The 18,431-nt window shown below is 42.3% G+C and carries 22 protein-coding genes; 9 read left to right on the top strand and 13 right to left on the bottom strand.

Annotated features, from left to right (window positions below; genetic code table 11):
- Positions 1–2: 2 nt before the first annotated feature.
- The 3 genes from DKT75_RS14915 to DKT75_RS14905 form a co-directional block, all read right to left on the bottom strand.
- A complete protein-coding gene (locus tag DKT75_RS14915; RefSeq protein WP_146201392.1) occupies positions 3–683 on the bottom strand; it encodes a hypothetical protein in 681 nt (226 codons plus the stop codon).
- A 95-nt stretch (positions 684–778) separates the two neighbouring features.
- On the bottom strand, positions 779–1,081 hold the full coding sequence (locus tag DKT75_RS14910) for a type II toxin-antitoxin system RelE/ParE family toxin (protein ID WP_109824550.1): 303 nt from the start codon (positions 1,079–1,081) through the stop codon (positions 779–781).
- Entirely contained in the window at positions 1,069–1,326 is a 258-nt protein-coding gene (locus tag DKT75_RS14905) for a type II toxin-antitoxin system Phd/YefM family antitoxin (protein ID WP_109824233.1), read from the bottom strand. Before DKT75_RS14905 ends, DKT75_RS14910 begins: the two co-directional genes overlap by 13 nt.
- Before the next feature lie 269 nt (positions 1,327–1,595).
- Here DKT75_RS14905 and DKT75_RS14900 point away from each other — a divergent pair, with 269 nt between their 5' ends.
- Entirely contained in the window at positions 1,596–2,585 is a 990-nt protein-coding gene (locus DKT75_RS14900; protein WP_109824232.1) for a Fic family protein, read from the top strand.
- Between the two features lie 22 nt (positions 2,586–2,607).
- Entirely contained in the window at positions 2,608–3,612 is a 1,005-nt protein-coding gene (locus DKT75_RS14895) for a zinc-binding alcohol dehydrogenase family protein (RefSeq protein ID WP_109824231.1), read from the top strand.
- Between the two features lie 110 nt (positions 3,613–3,722).
- Here DKT75_RS14895 and DKT75_RS14890 read toward each other — a convergent pair whose 3' ends face one another.
- The gene (locus DKT75_RS14890) at positions 3,723–4,889 is read right to left on the bottom strand and encodes a nucleotide sugar dehydrogenase (protein WP_109824230.1); all 1,167 of its coding nucleotides are present in this window, start codon (positions 4,887–4,889) and stop codon (positions 3,723–3,725) included.
- Positions 4,890–5,177: 288 nt separating this feature from the next.
- Here DKT75_RS14890 and DKT75_RS14885 point away from each other — a divergent pair, with 288 nt between their 5' ends.
- Positions 5,178–5,948, top strand: a complete 771-nt coding sequence (locus tag DKT75_RS14885) for a DUF1963 domain-containing protein (protein WP_109824229.1) — start codon at positions 5,178–5,180, stop codon at positions 5,946–5,948.
- Positions 5,949–6,006: 58 nt separating this feature from the next.
- Here the strand turns inward: DKT75_RS14885 and DKT75_RS14880 are convergent, their stop codons facing one another.
- Positions 6,007–6,225 carry a DUF3622 domain-containing protein gene (locus DKT75_RS14880; RefSeq protein ID WP_109824228.1) on the bottom strand — a complete coding sequence of 73 codons (219 nt, stop codon included), beginning with the start codon at positions 6,223–6,225 and terminating at the stop codon, positions 6,007–6,009.
- Between the two features lie 163 nt (positions 6,226–6,388).
- Here DKT75_RS14880 and pyrE point away from each other — a divergent pair, with 163 nt between their 5' ends.
- From pyrE to DKT75_RS14865, 3 genes are all read left to right on the top strand, one after another.
- Positions 6,389–7,036 (top strand): orotate phosphoribosyltransferase, encoded by a 648-nt coding sequence (gene pyrE, locus DKT75_RS14875; RefSeq protein ID WP_109824227.1) that lies wholly within the window; start codon positions 6,389–6,391, stop codon positions 7,034–7,036.
- A gap of 135 nt (positions 7,037–7,171) precedes the next feature.
- A complete protein-coding gene (locus tag DKT75_RS14870; RefSeq protein ID WP_109824226.1) occupies positions 7,172–8,044 on the top strand; it encodes a Rossmann-like and DUF2520 domain-containing protein in 873 nt (290 codons plus the stop codon).
- A gap of 104 nt (positions 8,045–8,148) precedes the next feature.
- Positions 8,149–8,499 (top strand): DUF1127 domain-containing protein, encoded by a 351-nt coding sequence (locus DKT75_RS14865; RefSeq protein ID WP_109824225.1) that lies wholly within the window; start codon positions 8,149–8,151, stop codon positions 8,497–8,499.
- Positions 8,500–8,692: 193 nt separating this feature from the next.
- Here the strand turns inward: DKT75_RS14865 and DKT75_RS14860 are convergent, their stop codons facing one another.
- Positions 8,693–9,415 (bottom strand): sulfite exporter TauE/SafE family protein, encoded by a 723-nt coding sequence (locus tag DKT75_RS14860; RefSeq protein WP_146201391.1) that lies wholly within the window; start codon positions 9,413–9,415, stop codon positions 8,693–8,695.
- 143 nt (positions 9,416–9,558) lie between these two features.
- On the opposite strand from DKT75_RS14860, the gene DKT75_RS14855 reads away from it, so the two are divergent.
- Together DKT75_RS14855 and msrA are read left to right on the top strand one after the other, a co-directional pair.
- Entirely contained in the window at positions 9,559–10,278 is a 720-nt protein-coding gene (locus DKT75_RS14855; protein ID WP_109824223.1) for a YebC/PmpR family DNA-binding transcriptional regulator, read from the top strand.
- Between the two features lie 116 nt (positions 10,279–10,394).
- Entirely contained in the window at positions 10,395–10,880 is a 486-nt protein-coding gene (gene msrA, locus DKT75_RS14850; protein WP_109824222.1) for a peptide-methionine (S)-S-oxide reductase MsrA, read from the top strand.
- A 15-nt stretch (positions 10,881–10,895) separates the two neighbouring features.
- Here the strand turns inward: msrA and DKT75_RS14845 are convergent, their stop codons facing one another.
- Both DKT75_RS14845 and DKT75_RS14840 read right to left on the bottom strand, forming a co-directional pair.
- Complete coding sequence (locus DKT75_RS14845; RefSeq protein WP_109824221.1) at positions 10,896–11,318, bottom strand: hypothetical protein; 423 nt, start codon at positions 11,316–11,318, stop codon at positions 10,896–10,898.
- Positions 11,315–11,539 (bottom strand): hypothetical protein, encoded by a 225-nt coding sequence (locus tag DKT75_RS14840; RefSeq protein WP_146201390.1) that lies wholly within the window; start codon positions 11,537–11,539, stop codon positions 11,315–11,317. The genes DKT75_RS14845 and DKT75_RS14840 overlap by 4 nt, the downstream gene beginning before the upstream one ends.
- Before the next feature lie 307 nt (positions 11,540–11,846).
- Between DKT75_RS14840 and DKT75_RS14835 the strand changes: the two genes are divergently transcribed.
- Positions 11,847–12,977, top strand: coding sequence for a DNA alkylation repair protein (locus DKT75_RS14835; RefSeq protein WP_109824219.1), 1,131 nt, complete (start codon positions 11,847–11,849; stop codon positions 12,975–12,977).
- Positions 12,978–12,995: 18 nt separating this feature from the next.
- Here DKT75_RS14835 and DKT75_RS14830 read toward each other — a convergent pair whose 3' ends face one another.
- From DKT75_RS14830 to DKT75_RS14810, 5 genes are all read right to left on the bottom strand, one after another.
- Positions 12,996–13,223 carry a hypothetical protein gene (locus DKT75_RS14830; RefSeq protein WP_109824218.1) on the bottom strand — a complete coding sequence of 76 codons (228 nt, stop codon included), beginning with the start codon at positions 13,221–13,223 and terminating at the stop codon, positions 12,996–12,998.
- 158 nt (positions 13,224–13,381) lie between these two features.
- Positions 13,382–14,617, bottom strand: coding sequence for a cation:proton antiporter (locus DKT75_RS14825; RefSeq protein WP_109824217.1), 1,236 nt, complete (start codon positions 14,615–14,617; stop codon positions 13,382–13,384).
- 29 nt (positions 14,618–14,646) lie between these two features.
- Positions 14,647–15,828, bottom strand: a complete 1,182-nt coding sequence (locus DKT75_RS14820; protein ID WP_109824216.1) for a UbiH/UbiF/VisC/COQ6 family ubiquinone biosynthesis hydroxylase — start codon at positions 15,826–15,828, stop codon at positions 14,647–14,649.
- Positions 15,825–17,072, bottom strand: a complete 1,248-nt coding sequence (gene ubiH / locus DKT75_RS14815; RefSeq protein WP_109824215.1) for a 2-octaprenyl-6-methoxyphenyl hydroxylase — start codon at positions 17,070–17,072, stop codon at positions 15,825–15,827. Before ubiH ends, DKT75_RS14820 begins: the two co-directional genes overlap by 4 nt.
- Before the next feature lie 4 nt (positions 17,073–17,076).
- The gene (locus DKT75_RS14810) at positions 17,077–18,420 is read right to left on the bottom strand and encodes an aminopeptidase P N-terminal domain-containing protein (RefSeq protein WP_109824214.1); all 1,344 of its coding nucleotides are present in this window, start codon (positions 18,418–18,420) and stop codon (positions 17,077–17,079) included.
- Positions 18,421–18,431 lie beyond the last annotated feature (11 nt).

The following is an 18,431-nucleotide window of genomic DNA, read 5'->3' as shown; positions in this document are numbered from 1 at the left end:
CTTTAGGCTGTCTTTTCGGGGAGGTCGAAGTCTATAGCATCATTGAAACTTTCTGAACCTGACTTTTCCTCAACTACATCTCGTGACGTTGTATTTAAGATTATTCTTTTGTCAAAAGAATTAATAAAGCCTTTCGTATGAGATTTGGGATGTGAAAGTTCAGCCCTAAAACTAGATCTTCCACCACTTTGATCAATATAGGTCAAAAGAACCCAAACATCAAAGTCTGCTAGCCTCAACTCAGGGTCGCTTGGAAAAAGATCAAGACTTGTTGGGTCAGTATCTTCGGATAAGCCTAATAAGTTCAAAGTACAATCTCCTCGAGCTCTTAAAGTTCTTGGCTTCCCCTCTGATATACCTATTCTTTCATCTCCTCTACAGCAATAAATGGCAACCCCTCTCTCCTTATTGATAGTTAGTTGAACGTTGCTTTTTGACAACGGAGCAAAACCAAATGGTTTTAACATCTCCCTTAAAGCCACTACAGAGTGGTTATAAAAATCATCACCTTTAGCTGTTGCCGGATGGTTGGGCGTAATAGCACCACGCCATTTAGCAATCGCTCTGTTCAGAACTTCAACCAGAATTTCTTGATCATCAATACCTAACAGCTTATTTAACTCTGTATCAACTTCTCGCTCTTCAATAAAACCATTTAAAATACTATTTTCAAATAAATGCATATTTCTACCAGTTACCATTTTCCGATTATCATTCCACAAATGAGGGAAAGAAACAAGAAAATGATAATTTATTATCCAGTAGCGTTATATTAGATTCACACTCGAGCTGAAATAAAACGCCTCAACTCCCTCTCTTGCCTAACAACATGCAGAATAAGCACACTTTCAGACTCAACCTTGTAAAGTACTCGACAAGGATTAACTATCACCTCTCGATAACTAAACCCTTCCAACTCAGGCGGAACACGCCCTAACTCAGGAAACTGCTCTAAGCGATCTACCGTACCAAACACTCGTCCCACTAACTCTTTAGCGGCTGGCAAATTACTTAAAGCAATGTAGTCTGCAATTTCATCTAAATCGGCTAAGGCTGGCTCCGTCCAAATTAGCTCAGCCATTTAGACATTCTTTCTTTTGCTTTCTCTTTAGAGAGGGTTCTTCCTTCCGTAATCGCTTTTTCACCACGAGCAATACCTTCTAGCAGCTCTAAGCGTTGCTGCATAAACTCATAGTCTTCAACATCAATTAGGTAGGCAGATGGTCGGCCGTGCTCAGTGATCAACACCGGTTCTTTTGAAGCTTGAAGTTCGCTGAGAATTCTTGTTGCTTGCCGCTTCAAGGTTGTAACAAGTTCAACTTTCATAAGGCCTGCCTCTACTTAAATAGTATCACTATAGTGACACTTTAAACCAAGTAGATCAAATAGCCTATTGTGTACATCACACCCATAATACATAGTAAATGAAGTCTAGACTTCAAATCATTTATAGCTAGAGTATGTCTATACATTTTAAGTTTAAGCGCAAAAGATAACTGAAAGTCGTTAACAGTCCCTAACACTGAAGACTCCGCTATAAGTGAGAAACTATAGTATAATTATGCTTAATCAGTCTCACTCAACGCGGCCTAGTTATGCCATACCAACCTCCATTTACTCTGTCAGCAAAAGTTATTCATTTGGTGAGTAGCATTAGTGAGGCGCTGGGCGAAATAAACCAAGAACACTTGCAAAGTTCACCACAGCTTCGAAAGCAAAACCGTATTAAAACTATCGCGGGGACACTCGCAATTGAAGGCAACACGCTGAGTCTGGAGCAAGTCACCGCAATTGTAGATGGTAAGAGTGTACTTGGAGAGCCGAAGGAAATTGCCGAGGTTCATGGTGCAATTGCTGCTTATGAAAAGCTAACCGAATGGGATGCTAGTAGTGAAGCAGACTTTCTCGCAGCACATGGTTTGCTGATGAGAGAAATTCTCAGCGATGCTGGAAAGTTTAGAAACAAAAGTGTTGGTATACATAAGGGTAAGCAAGTCGTCCATATCGCCCCACCCGCAGGTCGTGTACCTCACTTGGTCGCTGATTTATTTGACTGGGCAAAAACGTCAGATCAACACCCGCTGATTATTAGTAGTGTCGTACATTACGAGCTGGAATTCATTCACCCTTTTATGGATGGTAATGGCCGTATTGGGCGTTTATGGCAGACGCTATTACTTGGGCAATGGAAACCAATATTTTTTCTATTGCCGCTTGAAAGTGTAATCAAAGACCGTCAGCAGGCATATTACGATGCTTTAGAAAAAGCAGATGATGTAACCGATAGCCTGCCTTTTATTGAATTTATTCTCGACGCAATTGATAGTGTGCTTCAGGAAAACAGACAGAACATAGCTGCCGACAGTGACCAAGTAAGTGACCAAGTAAAAATACTACTCGCGACATTGACTGAAGACTACTTGAGCGTACCTGAAATGATGGAGCTATTATCACTTACCCATCGCACCAGTTTCCGCAAAAATTACTTAAACCCTACCCTAGCGTTAGGTTTAATCGAGATGCGTTACCCTGAGTCACCACGCAGCCCTAAACAAAAGTACAGAAAAACCACTTTACCAAGATAACGTAACTTCCAAAGGACACACCATGAAAGCAATCGGCTACCAAGAATCACTGACAATCGACTCACCAAACGCATTGCTGGATATTGAGTTACCAACACCTGTCGCAACGGGTAAAGACATTCTAGTGCGCGTAGCCGCAGTATCAGTAAACCCAGTCGATACTAAAATACGTATGCGTGCTCAGCCGCCAGAGGGTGAATACAAAGTTTTAGGCTGGGATGCCGCAGGTGTTGTTGAGTCTGTCGGTGAAGACGTCACCCTATTCAAAGCAGGTGATAAAGTTTGGTACGCAGGTGCAATTGATCGTTCAGGCTCTAATGCGGAGTATCACCTTGTTGATGAGCGTATCGTGTCAAAAATGCCAAGTTCTTTCAGCTTTGTCCAAGCAGCAGCCATGCCACTCACGACGATTACAGCGTGGGAGATGTTATTTGATCGTTTAGCACTCAATTCAGACAGTACAGGCGAGCTACTTGTCATTGGTGCATCAGGAGGTGTTGGATCTATCATGGTTCAGCTTGCCAAGAAGCTAACTAAGCTCACCGTCATAGGTACAGCTTCTCGCCCTGAAACACAGGAGTGGGTTAAACAGACTGGCGCTGATTACGTTATTGATCACAGCAAGCCGCTTAACGAGGAGCTAAAAGCAATAGGCTTTGATAGCGTGTCTTATATTGCCGGCCTCACCCATACTGACCAGCACATGCCAGCGATTGTTGACGTCATTGCACCACAAGGTAAGTTTGCATTGATAGACGACCCTGCTTCGTTTGATATCATGCCATTTAAGTCAAAAAGCGTCTCTGTACATTGGGAGTTTATGTACACACGATCGTTATACCAAACAGATGACATGATTGAGCAGCATAAGCTTTTATCTAAAGTCGCACGAATGATGGATGCTGGTGCGCTAGCGACGACGGTGGCAAGTGACTTTGGTAAGATCAATGCGGAAAACTTAATGAAAGCACATGCTTTATTAGAGTCAGGCAAGTCAAAAGGTAAGATTGTACTAGCTGGCTTTTAATCAAAAAACGGTGACATTCATCATACGATAAATACGACTTTCTCTTTATCGTAGATACAAAAAAGCGACCCTATTAGGTCGCATTTTTTATGCCTCAACACTAGACTAAATTAGTCTCGAGTGTATAAGTCGCGGGTATAAACTTTATCTTTGATATCTCGAATCTCATCAGTGATTCTATTCGCCACAATAACATCTGACTGCTCTTTAAAGGCTTCGAAGTCAGCAACAACCTGAAAACCGTTAAAGTCTGTTTCATGCAGCTCTGGCTCATAAATAACGACTTCTACGCCTTCTGCTCTAATCAATTTCATGACATCTTGAATAGAAGACGCTCTGAAGTTATCAGACCCTGTTTTCATGGTTAAACGATAAATACCAACAACTTTCGGTTCACGCTTTAACACTGAGTCAGCGATAAAGTTCTTACGCGTTTTATTCGCTTCAACAATCGCACCAATCAAGTTGTTTGGCACTTCATTGTAATTAGCTAGCAACTGCTTAGTGTCTTTCGGTAAGCAGTAGCCGCCATAACCAAATGACGGATTATTGTAGTGATTACCGATGCGTGGATCTAAACTGACACCATCGATTACCTGCTTAGTATTCAACTCATGCGCTTGACAGTAAGTGTCTAACTCATTGAAGTAAGCAACACGCATCGCAAGGTATGTATTAGAGAACAGCTTGACCGCTTCTGCTTCGGTTGAATCAGTAAAGAGAACTTCAATTTCTGTCTTTTCCGCGCCTTCTACTAATAAATCAGCAAAAGCACGCGCTCTGTCAGAGTCCTCTCCAACGACAATACGTGATGGATGAAGGTTGTCATATAGCGCCTTACCTTCACGTAAAAATTCAGGGCTAAACATAATATTGTCGCAACCCAATTTCTCTTTAACACTTTTCGTGTAGCCAACAGGTACCGTTGATTTAATCACCATCACCGCACTTGGGTTGATAGCAATAACATCCCGCATGACTGACTCAACAGATTTTGTATTGAAGGTATTAGTCACCTCATCATAATCTGTTGGTGTTGCAATAATGACGAAGTCTGCACCTTCATAAGCCAGCTGCTTATCAAGTGTTGCAATCAAATTCAGCTTACCACTCGCCAGAAACATTTCGATTTCAGCATCTTCAATCGGTGCTTTACCCGCATTTAACAGCTCTATTTTACGAGGGTCGATATCTAAAGATACAACTTCATGGTTTTGCGATAAAAGCACAGCATTAGAAAGGCCCACATAGCCTGTTCCCGCGACTGCAATTTTCATAGATGCTCCAGTGTTAGCTTCATTCGACCCAATTAATATTTAAAATTGAGCAGGTCAGTGGGTAGAGATTAGATCAAACTATCTGGCGTTATACAACTTGTATGCTCTGACTCTAGAGGAGTTGTTGTTATTCAATGACAAAGTAACGACTGCCCATAAATCACACCTAATATCGTTAGGTACTTGCTATCTGATTAATCCACTGTAAATATACAATCCATCAGTACTTTCAATCATGATCGTTACTAAAAACAACTAACACTGAGACCCCCGACTTGGTAAGCATTAATGACTAAAATATTCGATATTTTTAAAAATAAAAGTGATACTCCTCCTGAGTTATGGAGTGAAGTTGAGCCACTTGTTGCCCCTTACAAAAAAGAAACGTGGGTTCCTGCAACTACAAAAGGCAGTACTAGCTACCTTGCTTCAAAGTTTTCAGGTATTCCAGCATTGCTTAAAGGTGAAGAATGGCCGTGCTGCGGTAGTTGCAAAAAACCTATGCAATTATTTGTACAACTCAATTCAAACAACCTTCCTGACTCGGTCAAAGGTATCTTTGGTGATGGGTTGTTACAGGCCTTTTATTGCACTAATTCAGAAGATGAGTGCGACGAAATTTGTGAGTCATACTTCCCTTTTAGCAAAGCAACATCAGCACGTTTGATCTCCTTAGATGAAAGTGAGTTGGTTGAACACACTGGAAACCTAGTAGAAGAAACATTCCCAGAGAAGCAAATTACCGATTGGGAAGCGCAAGATGACTATCCTAACTGGGAAGAGCTAGAAGACTTAGGCGTTAAACTCACAGAAGAACACGTAAGCGTAATGCGTGAAATGGGTTTTCCGAGGGAGAAAGATAAACTACTTGGGTGGCCTAACTGGATACAAGGCGTGGAATATCCAAGCTGCCCAGAGTGTAACAAGGCGATGAAATTAGTCTTCCAAATAGACTCAGAAGATAACCTGCCGTTTATGTTTGGAGACGCTGGCTGCGCTCACATCACTCAGTGCGAAGAGCACAAAGAACAATTAACTATCGCTTGGGCGTGTGGGTAATTGTTAGATATTAGACACTGCTTAAAAAACATAGAAGCAGTGTCTAATTCAAGACGTCTTAACGCTTTTCGTTATGACGCTTGTTACGTGTACCTTGCTGTTCAACAAACTCTTTTAGCGCTTCGTCGCCCCAAGCCTGTGCTTCTTCCTCAGTCTTAAAGCCTGTTTCTGTTTTAGAAACGATAAGCTCTTTACGTGAGGCGCGACGAACTACATTTGATGTCCAAATATTTTCGTCTTCTTCAAGAATTACGGAGTATTTTGTACTTGATGCCATGCTGATTTTACTTCCTATTACATATCACTGTTTATTTGCGCCGATGCGCAGTGTCGCTATTGTAAATCAAAGTCATGAAATTAGCAGTTTGTATTACATGCCTTTATAACGTTACCTGTGGCCGCTATAATCACGCCTCTTTTGGCCTATAGCGACGCTACCTATGAAAGATTATCAGAACGAATTCCTTAACTTTGCCATCGATAACAACGTACTTAGCTTTGGTGAGTTCACACTTAAGTCGGGCCGTCTTAGTCCTTATTTCTTCAACTTCGGACTATTTCAAACAGGCTCGGCACTTGCACGCTTGGGTGACTACTACGCACAAGCGATTGTCGACTCTGGCCTTAAGTTCGACATGTTATTTGGCCCTGCGTACAAAGGTATTCCACTTGTTTCAGTCGTTGCTGCAACTCTTTATGAAAAGCACGGCATCGACCTTCCTTACGCATACAACCGTAAAGAAGCAAAGGCTCATGGTGAAGGTGGAACGATTGTTGGCGCACCACTTCAAGGTCGTGTGTTGATTGTTGATGACGTGATTAGTGCAGGAACAGCTTGTCGTGAAGCGGCTGATATTGTTGCGGCAAACGGTGCGGAGCTTGCTGGTATTGCTATTTCATTAGATCGCCAAGAACGTGGTACCGGCACGAAGTCAGCCGTTCAAGAATTTGAAGATTCTTACGGTATTAAAGTGCTACACATCATCGCACTTCAAGAAGTCGTGAAGCACATTGAAGCGACTGCTAATGATGCTGATCTTCTGGCACGTGTTACTGAGTACAGAAATACGTACGGTGTGACTGACTAGCGATTAGAGCACGCCTATTAAGCGCCCAACGTTTTAAAAAAACCCTTAGTTTATTAATATAGACTGAGGGTTTTCTTTATCCGCTATAAACCGTTTAAAATGAATACCTCAGAGCAGTAAAGGAAATTAATAAAAATGCTACGTATAAACTTTATTGGCTGCGGACAAGTAGGAAAAACACTAGGAAAGCTCTGGCACAAAGGGAGTCATCTTAAAATTGGTGACGTGCTTAATCAGTCACTGCTAAGCTCAGAAACGGCAGTAGAAGTGATTAACGCTGGAAAACCTGTGGATAACCTTGTGCATATGACGTGCGCTGATGTGTATATGATTGGTTGCGGTGATGATTCGATTGAACAATGCAGTCAGGATCTTGCAAATAGTGGTCTATTAAAACAAGGTGGCATTGTCTTCCATTGCAGTGGTGCTCAGCCTGCTTCACTACTTAGCGCTTGCAAAGATAAAGGCGTTTATATTGCCAGTATCCACCCTATCAAGAGCTTTGCTAACGTTCAACTTGCAGTAGATAGCTTTGAAGGAACGTATTGTGGCATGGAAGGTGACGAGATAGCTTTGCAAAAGCTCGAACCTTTGTTTAACAACATTGGTGCTCGGTTGGTAAAAATAAACTCTGACAATAAGTCGCTTTATCATGCAGCCAGTGTGATTGCTTGTAACTACTTAGTCGCACTTCAAGAGCTGAGTATTAATACCTTTGCACAAGCAGGGATAGAAAGAGGACAGGCGATGGCGATTTTGCAGCCCATCGTGCGAGGAACAGTAGAGAATATCTTTACTCTGGGTACAGTTTCTTCATTAACCGGCCCTATCGCACGGGGAGATAAAGATATCGTATCTAATCAATTAAATGCAATTAGTGATTGGAATCAAGACTTTGCAACCGTTTATCAGCTATTGGGTAAGGTCTCTGTAGATATTGCAAGTAAAAAAGAAGGCGCAGATATAACCAAACTCAAGCAAATACGGGACTTACTGGAGAAAGGTTAGATTTTCTAACCCAAAAGACAAAAACATGTCGCTTGTGAGAAAATCCCAAAAGCATATTATTACTTCCAACGCAACATCACTAACAAACAAACGGAGTAATTAAAATGTCTTTTTTAAGCAAACTATCTAGCGCAGTAATGACAGCTTTTGAATTATCAGGTCGTAGCAAGACACTTAGCTACCTTAACTCATTAGGTGACAGCCAACTTGAAGACTTAGGTTTTTCACGTGAACTAATGAACCAAGGTCTTGCAGCATTTCCTTGGAAAGCACAAGATTTTGATAACTTGGCGACACTTACTGAAACTCGCGCAACATCTCAAGAAATCAAAGAAGCAATCGCAGAACTTCAAGCTTACAACGACAGAGATCTTGCAGATATCGGTATCGCACGTTATGAAATCGAAGATGCAGTAATCAACGGTCGTAACGACGATTCTTTCCACGCAGCTTAATTTCTGTTAATTGACTAACCGTCAATTGAAAGAAACTATTAATGAGTCAATTGTTGAACATCCAAGGTAACTCTTGTTGTAACACACATTACATTGGCGCGATAAAGGCATCAATGTGTGGTTCGGATACACCGAGTCTCAAACGGAATAAGTAAGCGCAACATGATGGCAACGTCAGTTGCGCATACACCGTTTAAAGAAAACAGCTAGCTAAAGTATGAAAAATGGGATGTTGCTGTAAGCCTTTGTGGCTTGCCAACTGAGGCGCTAAGAATATTAGTGTTCCGACTAAAATAAAAAATACACCACCACTTTTCTGTACAGCCCCTTTTTGCAATACACGTTTGAATCCCCAGAACATCTGCCCTGTTAATAACATGGCCGGTAATGTTCCAATTCCAAATCCAAGCATCGTTATCGCTCCGCCCCACGCGGAACCGCTTAAGCTTGCAACCGATAACACCGAATATACCAGCCCGCAGGGCAAGAAACCCCATACTAAACCTTGTCTAAATGACTGCACATAAGTGGTTGGCGTCACTATATTTAAGTAAGGTTTAACTTTTTCCCATAGCTTATTGCCGTACTTTTCCAAAAAGCTAAACGGTTTATCAATACTAAAGAGTAGCTGAAAGCCGATAACAATAATCATAATGGCCGCAAGCCTGCGTAACCATGTTGACCAGTCAGGAAAGTCGAGTACAGAGCCTAGACTTAAACCTACAAAACCAATAATTGTGCCAGCAATGATATAAAGCGTCACTCGCCCCAAGTTCATTGATAACAAATGAAGCTGATTTTCTATTGGCTTGCGAAGTGCTTGCGGACGATTAAGCGCTGCTTGCAAGCCACCACACATTCCTGCGCAATGTAAGCTAGCCAAAAGGCCTAATAATATGGCTGAGAGAAATCCCACGGTAAGCAAAGCCCTGTCGGTTTAATTAATAACAGTGTGAATTATACCTCGCAGTCGGTAATGCTTACACATTATATATTCCCTCTGTCGGAGCAACGCGTTAGAATTCTATTTTTGATCAGTTTCAATGGAGCATAAGCGTAATGGGAAGAGCGTATCAAAACCGTAAAGAATCTATGGCGAAAACGTCAGACCAAAAAGCCAGGGTTTATAGTAAATACGGACGTGAGATCTATGTTTGCGCTAAAGCAGGTGGTGTTGACACTGACGGTAACTTGGCGCTAAGAAGTCTTATCGACAAAGCGAAGAAAGACCAAGTACCGACACATGTTATCGACAAAGCGATTGATAAAGCCAAAGGCGGCGGCGGTGAAGACTTCGCTCCAGCACGTTACGAAGGGTATGGCCCGGGTAGCTGCATGGCAATTATTGAGTGCTTAACTGACAACCCAAATCGTACATTTGGTGATGTTCGTGTTTGTTTCACTAAGACAAACAGCAAAATCGGTACTCAAGGCTCTGTTAGCCACATGTTTGATCACTTATCGATTTTTGTATTCGCAGGCGATGATGAAGAAGCAATTCTTGATGCGTTGATGGAAGCAGATGTTGATGTGACTGATATCGAAAGCGATGGCGGTAAAATTTCTGTATTCGCACCTGATGATCAGTATGGAAAAACCAGACAAGCAATCGTTGCGACCATTCCAGATGTTGACTTTGACGTAGACGAGATTCAGTTCTTGCCACAAGCTGAAACTAAGCTGACGGATGAAGAAGATATCGCTATGTTTGAAAAATTCATGGACATGCTAAATGAATTAGACGACGTACAAAATGTTTACCATAACGTAGAAGTCTAAAACGGTTACTACGTTTCGGTGTTTATAAAAAGGCAGTAATCCTTAACGATTACTGCCTTTTTTGTATCTGCTTATTGCTCAATGTAGTATTGAGTTAACTTTAAAAGGAAAGTGACATGATTAAGAAAGCATATTTAGCAGGTGGCTGTTTTTGGGGTCTTGAAGACCTTTTTCGAAAAGAAAATGGTGTCACTAATACTGAAGTTGGTTACACCGGTGGCGAAGCGCCAAATCCAACTTATCGTAACCATGAAGGCCACGCTGAAGCGATGCTGATTGAGTATGATGACGAAGTAACAAGATACCGTCAGTTATTAGAGTTTTTCTTCCGTATTCACAACCCAACTACAGTGAATCGTCAAGGTAATGACAAAGGTAGCTCATATCGCTCCGCTATTTTTTTTCAGGATGATGAAGAAAAAACTGATGCGGAAGACATGATTGATTTTGTAAACGAGTCAGGTAAATGGCCTAACCCTGTAGTGACGACATTGGAGCCGCTTGATATTTTTTATAGCGCTGAAGATTATCACCAAGATTATTTAGTGAAGAATCCAGGTGGTTATACTTGCCATGTTGAGTACTTCAAGTCATACGACTAAGACTTTAACAGGGGGTCAGCTTGTACTTGCCCAACGCACACAAACTGACTCCCCTACGCTCAATTTGGTGTCACCCTGATACTTTCGCGATATCCATCGCATGCTACGAAGCCATTGCTGTTTGTCTTTTTGTTGAGAGTAAGCCGTCGCAAGAAACCATTGTGTCTGGCCACGCTGCACCGTATGCCACCTAAAACAGGCAGGCCTTTTTCGAGTTGAGTAATTCTGCGGCCTAGTATTTGCTGGACGTGCAGCTGTTACCACTCGTTCTCGACCACCTACATCCCATGAACGGAACGTCTTAGATATCGCAGCACCGCTTGACATTCCTGTAGCGCCCACTTTTGCCCAAATTTCAGGCGGACAAAGTAGTAGTATTAATACGACGAATACACCAATTCCAACGGTCGAATAAGCTGCAATTTTTTTATCTTTCATGAGGGTAATTTCGGCTTTATTTTCTTAGCAAGACGACTCTGTGCTTTAACCAAGTGCTCATCACTTTCAGCGTCGTGCTTATGGGGGATTTTAGCGTCATTATAAGCCAGAATGTTTATGTGGTACATAATGCCATTAATAAAAGCCTCTTCTTTATCTTTTTTTCCGCTGGCGGTCGCATAGACTCTACCAAAGAGAAACGAGCCAAGTACTACTGTCACAGTCAATGTGACCTGAATTAGTGTGTACTGTAATGGCGAATATATTTTTATATATTGGGATAAAAAATCGCAGAAAAAATCTGCTCCACATACACCCATACCCTAAACCTTATAAGCTAAGACACTAAGAGCCCACTAATTTATCACATGTAATACATCTACTTTGCTTAAAAAATGACGCTTATTATTAATTATCTAAGGTATGTGTTTTTTAAATGATTAAGTCAATTTCACTACACGCGAGTAAAAAAAAACGTATGTTACAGTTTAATCAAACCCTTTTTTGCATGACTGAAGTGAGTTAGATATGGAACCATTCAAGAACTTATTCTCACCTAGCCTTGTTAAGTGCATCGCTTTTCATCTAAACAAACACATCATTAACTTTGACGCCGAAGGGTTTGAAAATAATATTCTGGAGACCTTAGAAACACTTGAACTGAAAGGTCGAGCACAGTTAATTTCAGATCAGTTACATGTGGTTTTACCCAATGACGACAAGGCACGACAAAAAGTTCTCTACACCATATTGCACCCTGAAGAATTAGATAATGGCGATAAACCAAGTGATGAGGATGGCATTCGAAATTGGGGAATTTTCCCGCTCACACTAGTCGTCGGCCAACATGGCACACACGATATTGAGGAGTCACTACTTCTCCTTAAGGCCATGACTAAGCGCTTTACATCTGAGTTCGGTATTCGCGACTTACTGATAGCTGATCAAAGCAAAGCACTCATGGTTCTGCAGCAATGGCTAACGGACCCTAATAAACATGTACGCCGATTAATTTCTGAAGGTACACGCCCTCGCTTACCTTGGGGCAAACAACTACCTGAGTTGATAAAAGACCCAACACCGATGCTGCCTGTGCTTGAAGCCCTTCGTGACGATAAAGAAGAATATGTTAGGCGCTCGGTTGCTAACCATCTCAATGATATTGCTAAAGACCATCCTGACTTGGTTGCGACAATTGCGAATGACTGGATGAAAGGTGCGGATAAAAATCGTGAAAAACTCATTCGTCACGCCTGTCGCTCGCTAATAAAACAAGGACACCCACTGGCACTGAAAGCATTTGGAATAGAGCCTCCAGACATCACGCTAATAGACCTAAGCCTTACAAGTAGCACAGTAGCGTTCGGAAGTAGCTTGGAATTTAACGTGAACTTGAAATCAAACAGTGATAAAGCACAGCAATTAATTATCGATTACAGCATTCACTTCTTAAAAGCGAACGGCAAACTAGCACCCAAGGTATTCAAGGGAACGAAAGTGACGCTTGAAGCTGGAGCAAGTTACCAGTTTCAAAAAAGGCACGCCATTAAACCAATTACAACACGCCGCTGCTATGCAGGGTTACATGCACTGTCGTTACGTATCAACGGTAATGACTTTGGCTATATCGAGTTTGATCTAATAATGAGCGAGCACTAAAAATCGCGCTCACACACGTTATTCTAAAATCTGGGAAAGATGAACTTTCTCCATGACTCGTTTGGTCTCAGGGCTGTACTGATAGTCACCATGCTTTCGCTTAAGCACTATCTCTTCATAGATCGTGTGCATGCCTGTTTCCTTGGCTTTTTTGATCTGTTGATTAGATGCAAGTCTAAACGTCACAAGGGCTATCGCTAAGCCAAGTAATACACCGACAAATACAGGTAGAATAATTTCGTGCATTTTAAAACCTCTGGTATCAACCGTGTGCCTGCAAATCCATTTACACACACACAACATCATTCAAAAGTAATAATGATCTTTATCTATAATCGGGGGGAAGATAAAAACCATTATTTTGTGTATTAATTATTCAACAAGTCACTAGAAATGTAAAGTGACTACTCTGGGTTAACCAATTTACCAATGGTTAGACCTTGAACAATAATTGAGAAGATAACAACAACATAAGTGATGACTAGTAATGCTTCTCGTGACTCGCCAACAGGCAGCGTTAGTGCCAAAGCAATTGAAATACCACCACGCAAACCACCCCATGTCAAAATACGAATAATTTTAGGTGTGAATGTCTTATGCTTTTTCATGATTGAAACGGGAATACCCACACTGATGAAACGTGCGGTAAGCGTCAATGGAATCATCACTAAACCAGCATAGATGTATGTCACATCAAAGCTTAATACTAGTACTTCTAAACCAATTAACACGAATAAAATCGCATTTAAAATTTCGTCGATCAGTTCCCAGAAGTCATCTAGATGCTCACGAGTCTTGTCTGACATTGCATATTTACGGCCACGATTACCGATTAGCAAACCTGCAACAACAACGAAGATTGGCCCTGAGATATGCAACGCACTTGCTAGCGCGTAACCACCGAAGACTAAACCCAGAGTTAGCAAAATTTCTACTTGGTAATTATCAATACTAGCCAGCATACGGAATACGATATAACCCGCGATCAAACCAAAACCAACACCACCAACGGCTTCTTGAAGGAACAAGATCATCACGCTTGATACACTGACAGGCTCGCTGTCATGACCTGCCCCTGCGATGCCAAGCAACACTAAGAACACTACAACCGCGATTCCGTCATTAAATAACGACTCACCAGCGATCTTAGTTTCAAGTGACTTAGGTGCACCTAAATGCTTAAGAATACCGAGTACGGCAATCGGGTCTGTTGGTGAAATCAATGAACCGAACAGCAAGCAGTAAATCAACGGAATGCCCAGCCCAAACCACTCAAAAACATAGAAGGACGCGAAGCCAACCATAAACGTGGAGCTTATAACGCCCACACTAGCCAGTACTGCCACTAGCCATCGCTGTTCTTTCAGTGACTCTAAACTAACGTGCAAAGCACCCGCAAAGAGCAAGGCACTCAACATCCCTTGCATCAGTGCTTTGTTAAAATCTACTTCCTCGAGCAACGCTTGAGCGTAAGACTCTAACGGAAAACCCAGCTTACCTAAGCCGATTAAAGCCAAAGAAAGCAATAGCGAAATCACGAGTAGACCAATAGTCGTTGGCAATTTCACAAAGCGATGATTTATATAACTAAACAAGGCGGCTAAACTAATGAGTGCTGCAAATGTTTGAATCAGATCCATTTGTACCCTTCTTACTTTTTATAAGTGTTTTATAAGCCCATCGCCTGACGCATTATTTTTTGCTTAACCATAGGCATGGCGTTAAGTACGTTCAGCCCCGTATTACGAGTCTGTTTTACGATAGAAGAATGGTGTCCAAACAGTAGTTTAAACCCTTCCATTGCTTTTAGCGTGACGAGATTATCGCCTTTACGAGCACGTTCATATTGACGCAATCGCTTAAAGCTCCCCCACTCTCGTGTTGATAGCGGCAATAGTATGTCAGCCAAGGCAACTGCATCCTTAATCCCCAAATTTACACCCTGACCTGCTAGCGGGTGAATGGTATGAGCAGCGTCACCCAATAAGGCAACACCTGGTACAACATAATGTTCAGCATGAGAGCCGACCAAAGGAAAAGCGACACGCGTACTTACCTCTGTCACCTGCCCAAGTTTATTCTCAAAAGCTTCTGCTAGTTGGCGCTTAAATTCATCATCATCAAGCGTCAACATACGGTCAGCCACATCTGCAGGTAATGACCAAACGATTGAGCTATAGCCTTGATTTAGCGGTAAAAAGGCTAATGGGCCGCCTGACAAAAAACGCTGCCATGCAGTATCTTGATGAGGTTTTTCTGTTTTAACAACAGTAACCAACCCTTTCTGAGCATAGTCTTCACGACTGACTGACAAACCTGCTAGCTCACGCACTGGTGATCTAGGACCATCCGCACCAATCACTAGTCGTGACTTGAGTTGCTCACCCGTGTCTAAAATAACAATATGCGCATCACCACTTTGGGATAAACTCGTCAGTTGTGATGGGCAAAAAAGCTGTATCGCGGTACTTGCTTGTAACACTTCAAACAAACTACTTTGAATGACGGTATTTTCAATAATACAACCAATATCTGGCTCACCAACATCTTGTGCGTCAAACCGTATTTCACCACTACCACCCTGATCCCAGACATGCATAGTCTGATAAGGGTGAGCACGTTTGTCTAAGATACTTTGCCAAGCCCCTGCGCTTTCTAGCGCTCGCTGAGAGGCACGGCTAATAGCAGAAACCCGCAAATCAAAGTCACTGTCAGGGTTAAACGTTTCTGCAAGCTTTGACTCAACCACTGCAATTTTACATTTCGTCTTTGCTAAGAGCGAAGCTAAAGTAGCACCGACTATTCCAGCACCAATAATAACGACGTCAAACTCTTGAGTCTTCACACTCATTTTAACGGCTCCTTTAGTAAGGGTAAGCCTCGCGACAGGCGCGATTTACGGTGCGTTAAACCCATACTTTGTTTGGCTAATAACTGTCTAAATAGTGGCAAACGATCGACCGCCATTAGGCCTACCGCACGTGCGTGACCAAGCAAAAAGTTATCATTGGAAAATAGTTTAACTAACGAGTCGGTGTAACGTACCGTCGCTTGGGTATCTGACTGTCGTTGTTCAGCATACTCGTGCAACACACTCATACTGCCGATATCCTGATCATTATCTAACGCTTGTGCTACTTGTTCTGCCAAATCGGCAACGTCACGCAACGCTAAATTCAGACCTTGTCCTGCAACGGGGTGAAGTGCATGCGCTGCATTACCGACAATCGCAACACGAGGAGCAATCAGATTATTCGCGGTCGTTAGCTTTAAAGGAAAGGCACTACGCGCTCCAACCTTAGTAAAGCGACCGAGGCGATAACCAAACGCTTCGCCTAGAGCTTTTAAAAATGAAGCATCATCTAAGTCTAAAATTGCTTGGTAATTATCGACTGTAAGCGTCCAAACTAAGGAGCTTCGATTTTTAGACATTGGCAACAGCGCGATTGGCCCTTGCTCGGTAAAACGTTCAAACGCTTGGTTTTTGTGGGGTTTACTCGTACTGATATTCGCGATGATAGCGACTTGCTGGTAATCATGAACGGTAGACTCTATCCCAGACATTTCTCTTATTGCTGAGTTAGCACCATCACAAGCGACGAGTAGTTTTGTTGTCACCTGTTTAACATCAAGCTTGTCATCGTTATTTTGAATAGAGACTTCAATTTCAGAGTGATTATTTAATAACCCTGAAACAGAAGCAGGTTGCAGCAGACTGACATCACTATCGATTAAAGCTTGCTGCAAGACCTCCCCATAATCACGGCTTTGAATCAGGTAACCCAACGCTGGCACTTTTTGTTGCTCAGCCGTTAAACGTGTCGCACCAAAGTGACCACGATCAGAGATATGAATACTGTTAATTGCGCTAGCAGCAGCCTCTATCGAAGACCAAACACCCATACCTTTAAGGATTTGGCTAGAGCCATAAGACAGTGCAATGGCTCGATCATCATAAGCTGTCTGACCACTATCGTTTAAAGGATACGCTTCCACTAAAGCAATTTTTAAGGGTAAACGACTCAGTGCAACGGCTAGGCTTGCGCCTACCATTCCACCACCTGCAATCAACACATCATAGGAAGCTGTTTGCATGAATTTACCCGCCTCTAGCGGCCTGACCTTTTGCCATCAGCGCTTCGATATCAGCCACCTCTTTAATTAGAGCTCCGGTAAGTACCTCATTACCTTTACGTGTAATGACAACATCATCTTCGATACGAACGCCGATATTCCACCATTTTTTATCAACAGTATCACTAGGAGAAATATAAATACCCGGCTCAACCGTCAGTACCATACCTGCTTCAAGTACACGCCACTCATCGTCAATTTTGTAATCACCAACATCGTGTACGTCCAAACCTAACCAATGGCCAGTTTTGTGCATAAAGAATTCACGGTACGCGCCAGACTCAATGACACTTTCTAGGTCACCTTCGAGTAAGCCTAACTCAATCAACCCTTTACTAATGACTTCAACTGCGGCTGAGTGTGGTGCATCCCAAGTGTTACCGGGTTGAGAGGCTTCAATCGAAGCGTATTGTGAGTCTAAAACTAACTGATAAATTTGACGCTGCGGCTCACTAAACTTACCGTTTACTGGAAAGGTACGTGTGATGTCACTCGCGTAACAGTGGTATTCAGCACCTGCATCAATAAGCACTAAGTCACCATCATTTAGCACTTCATTATTATCTATATAATGCAGGACGCAGGCATTTTCACCACCGCCAACAATAGAAGTGTAGGCAGGCACCATGCCATCCCAACGAAATGCATGTAAGAATTCAGCGTCTAGCTGGCCTTCATTTAAACCTGGTTCACAAATTGTCATTGCACGCTCATGGGCTTTCACCGATGTTTTTGCAGCATGCTTCATTAATTTGATTTCAGCTTTAGTTTTGTACAAACGCATATCGTGTAAAATTAAGTCGAGCGATATGAACTCTTGTGGCGGATGGCCACCCCGTCTGACTTGTGCTTTAAGGGTATTCACCCAAGACATAACCTTTTGATCAAACTCAGTATTTTCACCCATACTATAGTGAACTGTTTCGCGACGATCTAATAAGCCTGGCAAAATTTCGTCAATATCATCTATTGGGAATGCGTCATCTGCTTGATAATCAGCTTTTGCTCCCTCAAGACCTGCCATACGGCCAGTCCAGCGCTCTGTCAGTGGGTCTTTTTCACGACAAAAGAGTATGAACTCTCCTTCTTCACGCTCTGGAATAAAGACAGCAACGGCACTTGGCTCATTAAAATTAGTCAGGTATTGAAAGCTACTATCTTGACGAAATGGAAACTCAGCATCACGATTACGGGTGAGTAAACTCGCTGATGGCACAATCACAATACCGTCAGGCCCGACCATTTCCATCAGCTGTTTGCGACGTTCCGCAAATTCTGTCGCAGGTAAATTGGGATTATTATTTTTCATACCTTCGTTCC

Source organism: Leucothrix arctica, from assembly GCF_003172895.1.
Taxonomy (GTDB): Bacteria; Pseudomonadota; Gammaproteobacteria; order Thiotrichales; family Thiotrichaceae; genus Leucothrix; species Leucothrix arctica.
This window is presented reverse-complemented; position numbering and strand designations above follow the sequence as displayed.